Source organism: Thalassospiraceae bacterium LMO-SO8 (assembly GCA_031655335.1).
Lineage (GTDB): Bacteria > Pseudomonadota > Alphaproteobacteria > Rhodospirillales > Casp-alpha2 > UBA1479.
In genome coordinates, this window is record CP134226.1 from 1896507 (window position 1) to 1910531 (window position 14025).

14 protein-coding genes are annotated in these 14025 nt (G+C 64.9%); 8 read left to right on the forward strand and 6 right to left on the reverse strand.

The features are described 5' to 3' along the window. Nucleotides 1-95 precede the first annotated feature (95 nt). Together RJ527_09210 and RJ527_09215 are read right to left on the reverse strand one after the other, a co-directional pair. A complete protein-coding gene (locus RJ527_09210) occupies nucleotides 96-869 on the reverse strand; it encodes a hypothetical protein (protein ID WND77910.1) in 774 nt (257 codons plus the stop codon). Next, the gene (locus RJ527_09215; protein WND77911.1) at nucleotides 862-2649 is read right to left on the reverse strand and encodes an HD domain-containing phosphohydrolase; all 1788 of its coding nucleotides are present in this window, start codon (nucleotides 2647-2649) and stop codon (nucleotides 862-864) included. Before RJ527_09215 ends, RJ527_09210 begins: the two co-directional genes overlap by 8 nt. Nucleotides 2650-2930: 281 nt before the next feature. Here RJ527_09215 and RJ527_09220 point away from each other — a divergent pair, with 281 nt between their 5' ends. After that, nucleotides 2931-4457, forward strand: coding sequence for a UbiD family decarboxylase (locus tag RJ527_09220; GenBank protein WND77912.1), 1527 nt, complete (start codon nucleotides 2931-2933; stop codon nucleotides 4455-4457). A gap of 3 nt (nucleotides 4458-4460) precedes the next feature. Here RJ527_09220 and RJ527_09225 read toward each other — a convergent pair whose 3' ends face one another. Further along, entirely contained in the window at nucleotides 4461-5321 is an 861-nt protein-coding gene (locus tag RJ527_09225; GenBank protein WND77913.1) for a branched-chain amino acid aminotransferase, read from the reverse strand. Between the two features lie 167 nt (nucleotides 5322-5488). Continuing rightward, nucleotides 5489-6121, reverse strand: coding sequence for a helix-turn-helix transcriptional regulator (locus tag RJ527_09230; protein WND77914.1), 633 nt, complete (start codon nucleotides 6119-6121; stop codon nucleotides 5489-5491). 195 nt (nucleotides 6122-6316) lie between these two features. Between RJ527_09230 and RJ527_09235 the strand changes: the two genes are divergently transcribed. Genes RJ527_09235 through RJ527_09245 form a run of 3 tightly spaced genes read left to right on the forward strand, consistent with a single transcriptional unit; the run spans nucleotide 6317 to nucleotide 7665 of the window. Further along, entirely contained in the window at nucleotides 6317-6679 is a 363-nt protein-coding gene (locus RJ527_09235; protein ID WND77915.1) for a hypothetical protein, read from the forward strand. Then, nucleotides 6676-7077, forward strand: coding sequence for a hypothetical protein (locus RJ527_09240; GenBank protein WND77916.1), 402 nt, complete (start codon nucleotides 6676-6678; stop codon nucleotides 7075-7077). Before RJ527_09235 ends, RJ527_09240 begins: the two co-directional genes overlap by 4 nt. Before the next feature lie 51 nt (nucleotides 7078-7128). Beyond that, nucleotides 7129-7665 (forward strand): hypothetical protein, encoded by a 537-nt coding sequence (locus RJ527_09245; protein WND77917.1) that lies wholly within the window; start codon nucleotides 7129-7131, stop codon nucleotides 7663-7665. On the opposite strand, the gene ubiA is transcribed toward RJ527_09245, so the two are convergent. Then, nucleotides 7631-8560, reverse strand: a complete 930-nt coding sequence (gene ubiA, locus RJ527_09250; protein ID WND77918.1) for a 4-hydroxybenzoate octaprenyltransferase — start codon at nucleotides 8558-8560, stop codon at nucleotides 7631-7633. The genes RJ527_09245 and ubiA overlap by 35 nt on opposite strands. 51 nt (nucleotides 8561-8611) lie before the next feature. On the opposite strand from ubiA, the gene RJ527_09255 reads away from it, so the two are divergent. From RJ527_09255 to RJ527_09265, 3 genes are all read left to right on the forward strand, one after another. Continuing rightward, nucleotides 8612-9337 carry a 16S rRNA (uracil(1498)-N(3))-methyltransferase gene (locus RJ527_09255; protein ID WND77919.1) on the forward strand — a complete coding sequence of 242 codons (726 nt, stop codon included), beginning with the start codon at nucleotides 8612-8614 and terminating at the stop codon, nucleotides 9335-9337. Between the two features lie 68 nt (nucleotides 9338-9405). After that, nucleotides 9406-10773 (forward strand): glutamate--cysteine ligase, encoded by a 1368-nt coding sequence (locus RJ527_09260; GenBank protein ID WND77920.1) that lies wholly within the window; start codon nucleotides 9406-9408, stop codon nucleotides 10771-10773. A 69-nt stretch (nucleotides 10774-10842) separates the two neighbouring features. Further along, nucleotides 10843-12432 carry a lysine--tRNA ligase gene (locus RJ527_09265; protein ID WND77921.1) on the forward strand — a complete coding sequence of 530 codons (1590 nt, stop codon included), beginning with the start codon at nucleotides 10843-10845 and terminating at the stop codon, nucleotides 12430-12432. A 188-nt stretch (nucleotides 12433-12620) separates the two neighbouring features. On the opposite strand, the gene RJ527_09270 is transcribed toward RJ527_09265, so the two are convergent. Continuing rightward, a complete protein-coding gene (locus RJ527_09270) occupies nucleotides 12621-13175 on the reverse strand; it encodes a hypothetical protein (protein ID WND77922.1) in 555 nt (184 codons plus the stop codon). Nucleotides 13176-13239: 64 nt separating this feature from the next. Between RJ527_09270 and RJ527_09275 the strand changes: the two genes are divergently transcribed. Beyond that, on the forward strand, nucleotides 13240-13938 hold the full coding sequence (locus RJ527_09275) for a hypothetical protein (GenBank protein ID WND77923.1): 699 nt from the start codon (nucleotides 13240-13242) through the stop codon (nucleotides 13936-13938). The last annotated feature ends 87 nt before the right edge of the window (nucleotides 13939-14025 follow it).

Here is a 14025-nt window from a genome sequence, read left to right on the forward strand (position 1 = left end):
CCAATCGCCCGCCTGCGGGGCGCTGGCCGGGGCCGAACGACGGCGATGCGGGGGGCAGGGCACCCTGGCCGCCCCGGCGATTCGCGGGGAGCGGCTTAGTCCGCCGGGCGGAAGGCCGGGTAATCGAAGGGCAGGGCGCCCATGCGCAACAGCGCCTGGCGGCGGGTGCGCTCGTCCTCGTCGTCGATGTTGCGCTGGACGAAGGTCTCGACCGTGTCGGCCAGGCCGTGCAGGGCGAGCAGGCGTTGAATCAGGTCGCGCTGGCCCAGGGCGGGATGGGTGCGGTCACGGGCCGGGATCTCGGCAAGGGGCACCGGACGCCCGTCGATGGCCAGGGCCCCCCGGGTGCAGATGTAGGCGCCGGCGCTGCGCACGGCGGGGCCGAATTCAACCTCGGCCTCCAGATCCGTAAGCTCGCCGAAGACGTAATTCCCGCGCGTGGTTTCCGTTGTGTGCATGTGGGCGAGCTGGGCCGGCGTCAGCCAGTTGACGAACAGCGACACCACGGTGCCGGGGGCGGGATGCAGGGTTGCGGGGACCGATCCGTAACCCGCGAAATGGGCGCAGTAGACGCTGTCGAAATGCTTCAGGTGGACGCGCACCACGGGCACGGCGCCGTCCTCCGGCCGGGAGAATTTCCAGGCCAGGGCCGAGGGCGCCTGGTTCGAGCCGCAGGCGATCACCGGCACGCGCCCGGCAAGGTCGCCGCCCGCCAATTCCATGAAATGGGCGTCGTTCTCGACCGCCTGGACATGGCCCGCGTGAATGACGAATGAACGGTCGGGCACGTCATAGGGGTAGGCCAGCGCCCGCGAGACGGAACGCGGGCGGACCGGGCGGGCGGGGGGTGGGGCGGGCTGGTTATTCAAGGTATTTGGAGATGTCCACGTCGTCGATCTGATAGGGCTCCAGGAACCTGTCGGCGTATTCCTGGAACACGCCCGAGGTCAGGAACAGTTTGAACAACTCGCCGTCGATATGCGCGTCCTTTTTCATGAACGACATGATCTTGATGCTGTCCGACAACTTTTTGGGGTCCTTGTAGGGGCGGTCGGCGGCGGTCAGGGCCTCGAAGATATCGGCGATCGCCATGATGCGCGCCGGCACGGACATGTCTTCCTCGGTCAACTTTCGGGGATAACCCGTGCCGTCCATTTTTTCGTGGTGGCCGCCGGCGTATTCGGGCACCCGCTTCAGGTGCTTGGGGAACGGCAGCTGCTCCAGCATGATGATGGTCTGCACGATGTGGTCGTTGATCTTGAAGCGCTCTTCCTCGGTCAGGGTGCCGCGGGCGATGCACAGGTTGTAGATTTCGCCGAAATTGTACTTGTGCTCGGGGATGTTCAGCTTGAACCCGAAGGGGTTGTCGGGCTGGGCGGTGGGCTCGAGCGCGTCGCGGTAGACCACATGGTCGTCGCGGTCCGCCAGCAGGTTTTCTTTCGTCGGCACGGGCACGGGCGGGGTGCGGTCCTTGCGCTTGCGTTCCTCGAAGGACAGGCCCAGGCGGTCGTTCAGGGTGCGGGTCCATTGGACCTTGCCGATTTCGCGGATGCGTTCCTGGTCCTCGGGCGCCATGAACTCGTCGCCCACGTTGGCCTTGGCGACGAATTCCCAGTCCGCGTCGATCTTGGCCAGGGTCGCGTCCAGTTCGGCCTTCAGCGCGTCCGGGTCGCCCCGGCCCTCGATCAGCGCCTTGTAGTACTCGATCTCGGCCTCGCGCTTGACCACCTCGAAGCGCATGCGCACCTCGTGGACGCGGTTGTAGATGGTTTCCAGCTTCACGGCCTTGTCGACGACGTATTCCGGCGTCGTGACCTTGCCGCAGTCGTGCAACCACGCCCCGATGTGCAGCTCGTACCACTGCTCTTCGGTCAGGTCGAAATCCTTGAACGGGCCGTCCTTGTCGTCGCAGGCGGCCTTGGCCAGCATCTTGGTCAGTTCGGGCACGCGCTGGCAGTGGCCGCCGGTATAGGGCGACTTGGCGTCGATCGCCGACGCGATCAGCTCGATAAAGCTTTCCAAAAGCTTGCGCTGGCTTTCCAGCAGCTGCTGGTTGTCGAGCGCCACGGCGGCCTGGGAGGCCAGGGCCTCGACCAGGGGCTGGATTTGCTTGGAGAACTCGATCACCGTGCCCGACGGGTCGGTGGCGTTGAGCAGCTGGATGACGCCGATGATTTCGTCCTGGCTGTTCTTCAGGGGCACGGTGAGGAACGACTTGGACCGGTAGCCCGTGCCCTCGTCGAACTTCTTGGTCCCGGAAAAGTCGAAATTCTCCGCCTCGTAGGCGTCCTTAATATTGATCGATTCGCCGGTCAGGGCGCAGTAGCTGGCGATGTTTTTTTCGTTCGGCTGGCCCGTTTCCGGATCGAACAGGCGGATCGGCGGAAAGGTGATGTCCTTGCCCGTGGTGCCGCCGAGCGCGATCTTGAGGGAATCGGTGCGCATGATCTCGAACTTCAGCGCGTCCTCGTCCGTCTTGATGTAAAGGGTCCCGCCGTCGGCCGAGGTCAGGTCCTTGGCCTCCAAAAGAATCTTTTCCATCAATCGGTTGATGTCGCGTTCGGCGGACAGCGCGATGCCGATGTCGATCAGGCGCTGAAAATTCTTCAGCGCCGGATCGGTCTGCGCCGTCATTGCGTCACCGGACATGTTTCACCAATGAGGTCTTCAACTTCCCGCCGTGCCTTGGAGCCGTTCCGGCCTCTCCAACCGGAATTCCCTCGAAATCCTAAACCGTCGATGTTTTACAGGGTGTTAATGTCATCGATCAGCTTTGGAAAGGGTATCCGCCTTTGCCCCCCGTGACAACTCAACGCGGCCCGATGGGTAATTGGGGGCGGGCCGGGCATTTTCACCTTTTGCCCAATGGATTCAGCCGCTAACGTCGGGCCCCGCGCCGGAAAACCCTTTCGGCGGCCAAGGAACCACACATGGCCTATGCCTCGCTCAGGGATTTCATCTTCAACCGGCTGGAGCCGGCGGGCCGCCTCGTGCGCGTCACGGCCCCCGTGTCGCCGGAATTGGAGATGACGGAAATCCAGACCCGCCTGATCGCCGAGGGCGGCCCGGCCGTCTTGTTCGAGAACGTCGTGGGAGCCGGCGGCAAGCCCTACGGCATGCCGGTGCTGGTCAATCTGTTCGGCACGGTGGAACGGGTCGCCTGGGGCATGGAACGCGAGCCGGCGGAACTGCGCGAGGTCGGCGAGACGCTGGCCTTCCTCCGTCAGCCGGAGCCGCCGGAAAATTTGCGTCAGGCCATGGACATGCTGCCGCTGCTCAAGACCATGGTCGCCATGAAGCCGAAAACGGTGAAATCGGCGCCGTGCCAGGAAATCGTCCTCAAGGGCGACGACATCGATCTGTCCGCCCTGCCGATTCAGACCTGCTGGCCGGGCGAGCCCGCACCCCTCATCACTTGGCCGCTGGTCGTGACCCAGGGGCCCCAGGCCGGGCAGAAGGGCGGCGACAAGCGCGACGGTTTCAACCTCGGCATCTACCGCATGCAGGTTACCGGCCGGAATACCACCCTGATGCGCTGGCTCAAGCACCGGGGCGGCGCCCAGCACCATGCAAGGTGGAAGGAAACCCGGCCCGAACCGCTGCCCGCCGCCGCCGTCATCGGCGCCGATCCGGGCACCATCCTGGCCGCCGTCACGCCGGTGCCGGACACCCTGTCCGAATACCAGTTCGCCGGCATGCTGCGCGGCAAGCGGGTCGATCTGGTCGACTGCAAGACGGTGCCGCTCAAGGTTCCGGCCGAGGCCGAGATCGTCATCGAAGGGCACGTCTCGCTCGAGGACTACAGCGACGAAGGGCCCTACGGCGATCACACGGGCTACTACAACTCGGTGGAGCCGTTCCCCGTGTTCACGGTCTCGGCCATCACCATGCGCCGCGACCCGATCTATCTTTCGACCTACACCGGCCGGCCGCCGGACGAACCCTCGATCCTGGGCGAAGGGCTGAACGAGGTCTTCGTGCCGCTGTTCCGCCAGCAGTTTCCGGAAGTGGTCGATTTCTGGCTGCCGCCCGAGGCCTGCTCCTACCGCGTCGCCGTGGTCTCCATGAAGAAGGCCTACGCCGGTCACGCCAAGCGGATCATGATGGGCGTATGGTCCTACCTGCGCCAGTTCACCTACACCAAGTTCGTCATCGTGGTGGACGAAGACATCAATGCGCGCGACTGGAACGACGTGATCTGGGCGATCTCGACCAACGTCGATCCCGCCCGCGACGTGACGATGATCGAGCACACGCCGATCGATTACCTGGACTTCGCCTCGCCGGAACCCGGCCTGGGCAGCAAGATGGGGATCGACGCGACGGCCAAGATGGGGGCGGAAACGCGGCGCGAATGGGGCCGCAAGATTCGCATGTCGGACGACGTGATCGACGAGGTCACCCGCAAGTGGGCCGATTACGGTCTGCCCGGATCGGGCAGGCCGATCTGGAAATAGGCCTCAGCAGGCGTCGGCGTAGCTGAAATACATGTCCCGCGTTTCCCGGAACATCGGGCCTCGGGGCAGGGCGCGGCCGTCCAGTTGCGTGCAGGGCACGACCTTGGAATAGTTGCCGGTGGCGAACAGTTCGTCCGCTTCGGTCAGGTCGTCATAGGTGATCCGCCGTTCCACGACCTCGACCCCCGCCTCGCGCAGAAGCTGGATCACGCGTTGGCGGGTGATGCCGTTGAGAAACGTGCCGTTGATTTCCGGCGTGTGCACGACGCCGTCCTTCACCATGAACAGGTTGGCCGACGAGAATTCCGCCACGTCGCCGTCCGGGTCCAGCATCACGCCCGTGTCGAACCCGCGCCCGTTGGCGTCGGCGACGGCGCGCGACACGTTGGGGTACAGGCAGGCGGCCTTGGCCTCGGTCGGCGCCATGTCGGCGGCCGGGCGGCGGAACGGCGACAGGCAGGCCTTGAAGCCGGTCGGCTCGGGCAGGGCCGCCTCTTCCACGGTCAGCACGAAATGGGTCGAGTCCGGGTCGGGCACGACGAAACCGCCCGAGGCGTAGAACAATGGGCAGATGTAAAGCTCGGCGTCGTCGGGGAATTTCTGGATGCCCTCGCGGGACAGGTCGACGATGTCTTCCGTCGTCACGCCCGGGGCCATGCCCATGATGCGGGCCGACCGGATGGCGCGCGCGCAATGGGCCTCCAGGTCGGGCACCTTGCCGGCCATGGACCGGGCTCCGTCGAACACGGCCGATCCCAGCCACATGGCGTGATCGGTTGCCTTGGCGACGGCGGGCTCGTCGTCATGCCATTCGCCGTCGATCCAACTGATGGCGTTGCCGCCCCTGCTTTGTCCGTATTTCATGGCATCGGCCTTTCAAAACTCCCAAAGCCAGCGCCACTCCCTTCGCATGTGCAGCATAGCCCCTGGAGGCCGAAAGGCCAAGGGTAGGGCGGAAAATCAAGTCATTACAGTTCTTTGCGGTGGAATTCCGACGTGTGGCGGAAAAGTTATCCCGGGGCGCGGCGGCCTTACTGGCTGGCCCAGACCACGCGGGAAATCCATTCGACCTGGGTCAGGTCGAGGGAGCGGTCTTCGTGCGCCGGGTTCAAGGATTGCAGGTCGATGTGGCGCGCCGTGCGGCGGATCAGCACCTTGGCCATGACCTCGCCCTCCGTGGTCTTGACGACGACGCGGTCGCCGCGCCGGACCGAGGCATGGGGGGCGACGATGATGGTGTCGCCGTCGCGGAACACGGGCTCCATGCTGTCGCCGTTGATTTCCAGGGCGAAGGTGTTGGGATCGTTCAGGCCGGGGAAGGGGATTTCATCCCAGCCGCCGCCCACGGGATAGCCGGCATCGTCGAAAAAGCCCGAGTTGCCCGCCTGGGCGAAGCCGATCAGCGGCACATTGCGGTAGACGCCGCCGCCTTCGGTTTCGTCCACGTAGGACACCCATTCCGACAGGCTGGCCCCCGTGGCCTGCAAGATCTTGGCGATGCTTTCCGTCGACGGCCAGCGCAGCTTGCCGTCGCGCGTCGTGCGCTTGCTTTTGTTGAAGGTGGTCGGATCCAGGCCGGCCTTGCGCGCAAGACCGGAGGTCGACAGGCCGTGTTCGCGGGCCAGCCGGTCAACTGCATGCCATACGCTTGAATGCCGCAACATGGGAACATTGTCTTACAATTCGTGGGTAATTTCCATAGAGAATCGTCACGGCAGGCCGTTTTGCATCTGGAATGGGCGGATTGTATAAATAGGAAAATCAACCTCAAAAATCGTTGACATGGGAATTTTAGGCTGATTATCTGTATTTGTTCTTGAAATGTTCTGTTCGTTTCAAGCCACAAGGAGGCCGATCCCGTGAAACGCAAACGCTATTTTCCGCGTCCCCAGTCCGCCGGTGCGGTTCGGCCCTTCGACACGGCGGAAGAGGCCTGGTTCTGGTTCATGCGGGCCCATCGGGCGCGGCGCGACGGCCAGCGGTTCGAGGCCGGCGGCGGCATGGCCCGGCCGTGCGAAGCCGATGACGTCTACCTTGCCGCCGTATCCTTGGTGCGGGCGCGGGTGCTGAAGGGCCTGCATCTGCGCACGTTGTTGGAATTCGGTGCCCGCGACCGCCCCCCCGACGCCCGCCTGCGTGACGAGGCCTGGCCCGCCCGTCTGTGGGACGAGGCGCTTGACCGCATGGCGACGGTGCTGCGCCGCAAGGGCATCCTGGCATGAGCGACGACGAGGCCCTGGCCGGACCGGACTTGGCCGTGGTCGCCTTTACCGGGCGGGCGACCCTGCCTTGGTTGCGCCTGCTGCAACCCGGGTTCCGCCATTGCTTCGTGCTGCTGCGCACGCGGGGCAACTGGCTTTATTACGACCCCATGGCGCATTACACCTTCGCCTCGGCGATCGGCGCCTATCCGCTGCTGGGCCTGCTGCGCGTGTTTCGCCGGCGGGGTTGCCGCCTGCGTCTGGCGCGGCCAAGGGTGCCGCCGCCCCGTGCCCAGGCCTGGCGGCCCTATACCTGTGTCGAGGCGGTCAAGCGCGTGCTCGGCCTGCGGGAGCCCTGGGTGCTGACGCCCTGGCAGTTGTACCGGCGTTTGGGCAGGCGGACCCAAGGTGATGTATGATCCGCAGGGGGGTGGATAGGCCCGGTCGTTCCCGGGGTGGATGAAACCGTCATGGCCCTTGTCACCGAACCGGAAAGCAAGGATGCCCGCGCCGTGCGCGCCGCGGCCGCCGTCTTGCGCATCAGCGAATACGATCTGTTCCGCCTGGCCTTCGAACGCTGGAGCGGGCGCCCGGCCGACGACCGGGATATGGAGCCCGTGTTCGTCGCCTTCCTGTTCGACCACGGCATGCCTCATTGGGTGCGGCACTTCGCCCGCCGGGTGCTGGACGCGGCCGAGGCCGGAACCCTCGACCGCGCGGACCTGGGGGCGGACCGCTACAAGCGGGTGGTGCCGCTCCATCCCAGGGCGGCGCGCCCGCCGCTCTCCGTCACCGTGATGATGATCGCGCTTTATGTTCTGGGGGCCGCCGCGATTCATTACCGGGTCGAATTGAAGGCCGATATCTGCGCAATGCTTCGCCACGGCGGCTGGCCCGCCTTTATCGCCGCCGCCCTGATCGAGGGCGAGGACGCGGTCTGTGGTCCCGGGTGGAAAGGGGAAGGGAAGAAGGTCAGCCCGCCGGCGCCAACAGGCGCCCCGCGATGATGGCGGCCAGCACGATCAACCCGAAATCCCGGTTGGATTTGAACCGCGCGAGGCAGATCTTGGCGTCGTCCAGATCGAGGCTGCGAACCTGCCAGGTAAGATGCAGCGCCGCCACGGCCAGGCCCGCGAAATAAACCGGGTGCAGGGCCGCGTGTATGCCCGCCGCCGCCAGCAGGGTGATCGTGCCACCGTAGAACGCGGCCAGCCAAGGCCCGGTCGCATCGCCGAACTTGAGCGCCGTCGATTTGACGCCGACCAGGACGTCGTCTTCCTTGTCCTGATGGGCGTAGATCGTGTCGTAGCCCATCGTCCACAGCAGGCCCGCGGCGTAAAGCAGCACCGCCGGCGCCTCCAGCCCCCCCGTCACCGCCGCCCAGCCGACCAGGGCCCCCCAGTTGAAGGTCAGGCCCAACACGAACTGGGGCCAATAGGTGACTCGCTTGGCGAAGGGATAGAGGGCGACCAGGGCGAGCGACGACGCCCCCAGAATCACGGTGTAGGTGTTGAACTGCAGCAGCACCGCGAGCCCGATGCCGAGCTGCAACGCCAGGAAGGCGAGGGCCTGGACGACCGAAACCTGGCCGGACGTGATGGGCCGATCGGCCGTGCGCGCGACCTTTTTGTCGATATCCCGGTCGGCGATGTCGTTGATGGTGCAGCCCGCCCCCCGCATGACCAGGGCCCCCACGGCGAACAGGGCCATGAACCAGGGGTCGGGCCAACCGGGCGACGCCATCGCCGTCGCCCACCAGCAGGGCAGCAGCAACAGCCAGGTGCCGATGGGCCGGTCCAGGCGCGCGAGGCGCAGGTAAGGCCGCACTCCGGCCCCCGGGACCCGGTCGATCCAGCTTTGCAGCGGAATGTCCGAGGCCGAAACTTGTTGTCGTTCATCCATGGCCTCAAGTAATAGGGGCGGAACCCGAGACATTCAAAGGGGAAAAGCGCCATGGCGGCTGGGATCCGCCTTTACGTCGACGGCGCCCTTGGCGAGGGCGCGCTGGTCGCGGCCACGGCCGATCAGGCCCATTACCTGGGCCGGGTCATGCGCCTGGGCGTGGGCGATCCGGTCCTGTTGTTCAACGGCCGTGACGGCGAATGGCGGGCCGAGATCGCGCGCATGGACAAGCGCGCGGCCGAGATGATCATCCGGGAAAAAACCCGGGATCAGTCCGAGTCCCCGGGCCCGTGGCTCGCCTTCGCGCCCGTGAAGAAGACCGGCACCGATTTTATCGTTCAAAAGGCGACGGAACTGGGGGCATCGCGGCTGCTGCCCGTCGTCACGGCCAATACCCAGACCGGGCGCACGAATACGGAGCGCCTCCGCGCCCAGGCTGTCGAGGCGGCGGAACAGTGCGAACGCCTGTCCGTGCCGGACGTTTCCGACATGATCGACCTCGATGCCCTGCTGGCCGATTGGCCCCGGGACCGCCCTCTGTTCGTTCTGGACGAGACCGGCGGCGGCGCGTCCCTTGCCGCCGCTGCCGGGACGGCGGGTGCGGCGGTCGGATTTTTGGTCGGCCCGGAAGGCGGCTTTCAGGCGCGGGAACTTGACAGGTTTGCTAAGCTTCCCTTCATCACCCCGGTAACGCTGGGTCCCCGCATCCTGCGCGCCGAAACGGCCTGCCTTGCCGCACTTGCCGTATGGCAGGCGGTTGTAGGCGACTGGACCTGACCAAATATAGGAACGGCAACCCTTGATCTTCCTTCCGCCCGTTCCCTCCAACGACGAAAGACCCGGCCATGGCCAATGACAGTTCTCCGAAGTCCCAGCCCATCACCGACAAGGCCACCCTGGTCGAATACCTGGCAGCGGGCTGCAAGCCCGCGCGCGATTGGCGCATCGGCACGGAACACGAAAAATTCGCCTACGACCTGAAGACCCTGCGCCCGTTGACCTATGACGGAACGCCGGGCGTGCGCCAGATGCTCGACGCCTTGACCCGCTTCGGCTGGACCCCGGTGCTGGAGAACGGCAACGTCATCGCCCTGTCGAAGCCGGACCGCAGTTCGATCTCGCTGGAACCGGCGGGGCAGCTCGAATTGTCGGGCGCACCCGTGGAAACCATTCACCAGACCTGCAGCGAAGTGACCGAGCATCTGAAACAGGTGAAGACCGTGGCCGGCGAGCTCGGCATCGGGTTTCTGGGCCTGGGCTATAACCCCAAATGGACGCGCGAAGACATGCCCTGGATGCCCAAGGGCCGTTACGCGATCATGCGGGAATACATGCCGACCAAGGGCTCCCTGGGGCTTGAGATGATGCAGTCGACCTGCACCGTGCAGGTCAACCTGGATTTCAATTCCGAGGCGGTGATGCGCCAGATGTTCCGCGTCGCCCTGGCGTTGCAACCGATCGCCACGGCGCTGTGGGCCAATTCGCCGTTCCGCCACGGCAAGCCCAACGGCTTCCTGTCCTACCGTTCGCACATCTGGACCGACGTCGACCCGGACCGCTGCGGCACCCTGCCCTTCGTGTTCGAGGACGGCTTCGGCTTCGAACAATACGTCGATTACGTCCTCGACGTGCCCATGTACTTCGTCTACCGCGACGGCAATTACATCAACGCCGCCGGGCAGTCGTTCCGAGATTTCATGGCGGGCCGGCTGCCGGCCCTGCCGGGCGAACTGCCGACCATGAAGGACTGGGAAGACCACATGACCACGGCCTTCCCCGAGGTGCGGCTCAAGACCTTCCTGGAAATGCGGGGTGCGGACGGCGGGCCCTGGGCCCGGCTGTGCGCGCTCTCGGCCTTCTGGGTCGGGCTGCTGTACGATACCGAAGCCCGCGACGCCGCCTGGGATCTGGTCAAGGACTGGACCGAGGACGAACGCGAGGCGATGCGCCGGGACGTGCCCCGCACGGCGCTCAAGATCCCGTTTCGCGATCGCCAGGTCAAGGACATCGCCTGCGAGGCGCTGTGCATCGCCCGCCAGGGGCTGAAGAACCGGGCGCGGCTCGACGCCGTGGGGCTGGACGAAAGCCATTTCCTGAAGCCCATGCACCAGATCTGTGATTCCGGCATGACTCCGGCCGAGGAGCTGCTGGTCGCTTACGAACGCCGCTGGAAGGGCAACATCGACCCCGTGTTCACGGAGTACGCCTACTAACTTTGCTTGCCCCCGGGCCGGGCGCGGGGTTAGGTTCCCGCTCCATTTCAGACCCGAAGAGCCCGAATCATGACCGATCTGCGCGAAATAGCCGAAAACGCCAATGCCTGGCCCTTCGCCGAGGCCCGCGAGCTGTTGAAGCAGCTCGGCGGCAAGCTGCCGGAAAAAGGTTATGTGCTGTTCGAAACGGGCTACGGCCCCTCGGGCCTGCCGCATATCGGGACCTTCGGCGAGGTCGCGCGCACGACCATGGTGCGCCACGCCTTCGAAACGTTGACCGGCATGCCGACCAGGCTGTTCGCGTTCTCGGACGACATGGACGGGCTGCGCAAGGTGCCGGAAAACCTGCCCAACCAGGACATGCTGGCGGAAAACCTGGGCAAGCCGCTGACCTCGATCCCCGATCCCTTCGGCACCCACGAAAGCATGGGTCATCACAACAACGCGCGGCTGCGCGCGTTCCTCGACGGCTTCGGCTTCGACTACGAATTCAAAAGCTCGACCGAGTGCTACAAGGCCGGCGAGTTCGACGCCACGCTGCTGACCCTGCTGCAACGCTATGACGCGGTGATGAAGGTCATCATCCCGACGCTCGGCGAGGAACGGCGCGTGACCTATAGCCCCTTCCTGCCGGTCTGCCCCAAGACCGGGCGCGTGCTGCTGGCCCCCGTGCTGGAAACCAACCCGGACGCCGGCACCATCGTCTACGAGAACGAGGACGGCGAAAAGGTCGAAACCCCCGTCACCGGCGGCCATTGCAAATTACAGTGGAAGCCCGACTGGGCCATGCGCTGGACGGCGCTCGGCGTCGATTACGAAATGTCCGGCAAGGACCTGATCGAATCCGTGAAGCAGTCGGGCGCCATCTGCCGCATCCTGGGCGGCAAGCCGCCCAAGGGCTTCACTTACGAGCTGTTCCTCGACGAGAACGGCGAGAAGATTTCCAAGTCCCGCGGCAACGGCCTGACCATGGAAGAATGGCTCGCCTACGCGCCGCCGGAAAGCCTGTCCCTGTTCATGTTCCAGAAGCCGAAGACGGCGAAACGCCTGCACTTCGACGTGATCCCGAAGAACGTCGACGACTATCTGTCGCACCTCTCGGCCTATCCCGATCAGGACGCCGCGCAGAAGCTCGCCAATCCGGTCTGGCACATCCATTCCGGCAATCCGCCGACCCCCCAGGCGGCGCTCAGCTATTCGATCCTACTCAATCTGGCCGGTGTGTGCGGGACCGAGGACAAGTCCGTCCTCTGGCATTTCATCTCGCGCTACCGCCCGGACCTGACGGCCGAAAACGCCCCCTTCATCGACGGGCTGGTCGGCACGGCCATCGCCTACTACCGGGATTTCATCAAGCCGGCCAAGGTCTACCGTGCGCCGACGGATGCCGAACGCGCCGCCCTCCAAGACCTTGCCGACACCCTCAAGGGCATGGACGCGACGTCGGAGGCCGAGGAGTTGCAGACCCAGGTCTACGAGGTCGGCAAGCGCCACGGTTTCGAGAACCTGCGTGACTGGTTCAAGGCGCTTTATGAAATCCTGCTGGGCCAGTCCCAGGGCCCGCGCATGGGTTCCTTCATCGCCCTTTACGGCGTCAACGAGACCGTCGCCCTGATCGACCGGGCGCTGGCGGGCGAGGACCTGGCGCAAAGCGCCTGACGTTCGGGGTCTTCCGGCAAGGAAATCCGCTGCGGCGGTCACGGTTTTTCCAATGGCGAAAAGGCTTTATCCGTAATATAGGAATAAAATCTTGATTTCGCCGACAAAACTGTCTATGTCTGATGCGTCCGATCGGGGGACGTGCGGCCGCGGCGCCTCGTCCGCGATCTTGGCCCTGCCCTGGAAATTCAGACTCCCAGAAACATCGACGCCGTCGCCAGGAATCCACTCATCAGGATTGTGAACAACGTCGGCAGGAGCACGGCGAGGAAAAGAGACGTCCGCCTCGCATCCGGGAACAGGGCCAGGATTTTCCAACGCAGTGCCCCCTCGGCGCAGGCGAAGGCAATGGTCGTCCAAACCGCGAGCGCCAAAAGCGGGTTATCCGACAACAAGGAAAACACCGGGCTCAAGCCGACCGCGATCAGGGTGATCGGCAGGGTAATGATCAGCTCGATCAGCAGGATATCCCGAAGCCGGGTCACGACGGGCGGTCGCACGGCGATGTCGAGAAACGCCACCTTGGCGATCAACCCGCCAACGATCGTCCATAGATAGACCGGCGACGCGACAATCGCCAAGGCGACCGGCTTGGGCAGGCTTTCAATGAACGCCACCACGCCGGCGGGCAGCCGGAATGCCTGAATGGCATCGGCGAACGTAAACGCAAGAACGGGTAGCCCCAGCAAATAGGCGATCATGATCGTCAGGCCGGTTACGCCCAACTTGCGGTCCTTCCACATCCGTAACACCTCCACACGCCATATCGAATGTTCGTTCTGAAATGCACTTTAAAGGAGCATATCCATGGAGCCTGGAATTTACCTAGAACTTACGCCCGCTCAATCGAGCGGGATTAATCTTTGGGACGACAAGCATGCCTATCTCGTCTACCGCAAGGCGAACGGCGACACGGAAGTGATCCGTGGCGGACCCGGATTCCGTTCAGCTTCCAGGGGCCGCAACGGCGGCTTGGCCATTCAGGCCGAAGTCGGCAAAAGCCTGTATCAGAGCCAGGACAAGTATGAGGCTGGTGAGCGTCCTGACTCACGTCCCTCGCGGCGCTTGGATATCGCGGCGGCCGACCTGGACAAGGTCTGGATGCGGATGAGGCGGAAGGCCGAAGAAATCGGTGCGGCCGGACTTTCCTATCGTGCGGATACGGAACCGGACGATCCCGACCAAACCAGCAACTCCGTCGTGCGTGCGGCCCTGCGCCGCGCGGCGGCGGCCTGGGGACGCCCGGGGGTCGAGGAGGGACTGGCGCTTGGACGGTTCGACGGCTTTGTGCGTAATGCCGAGGCCGGAGGCCTCAGAACGGCGGCCAAAACGGCCTTTGCGCCGCTGTTTCCCGCAAGCACCGCGCGGCCGGGCGGGCCGCGGCCCGAAGGCTATGGCCTGCAGATGGCCGTCAACGACCTGGGGCAGGAAATGATGGGGCGGAACCTACCGGCCCTTGAAAGAGGACGGGGATATCGGGCCCAAGACGGAAGCCGCCTTCCATGACGTGCTGCGGGCCTCCGGGCCGGACCGCTTCGTCGGCCGGCTCGGCAAACGGCTCGGCTTTTTCGGCGCGGCCGGGGACACGGCGGA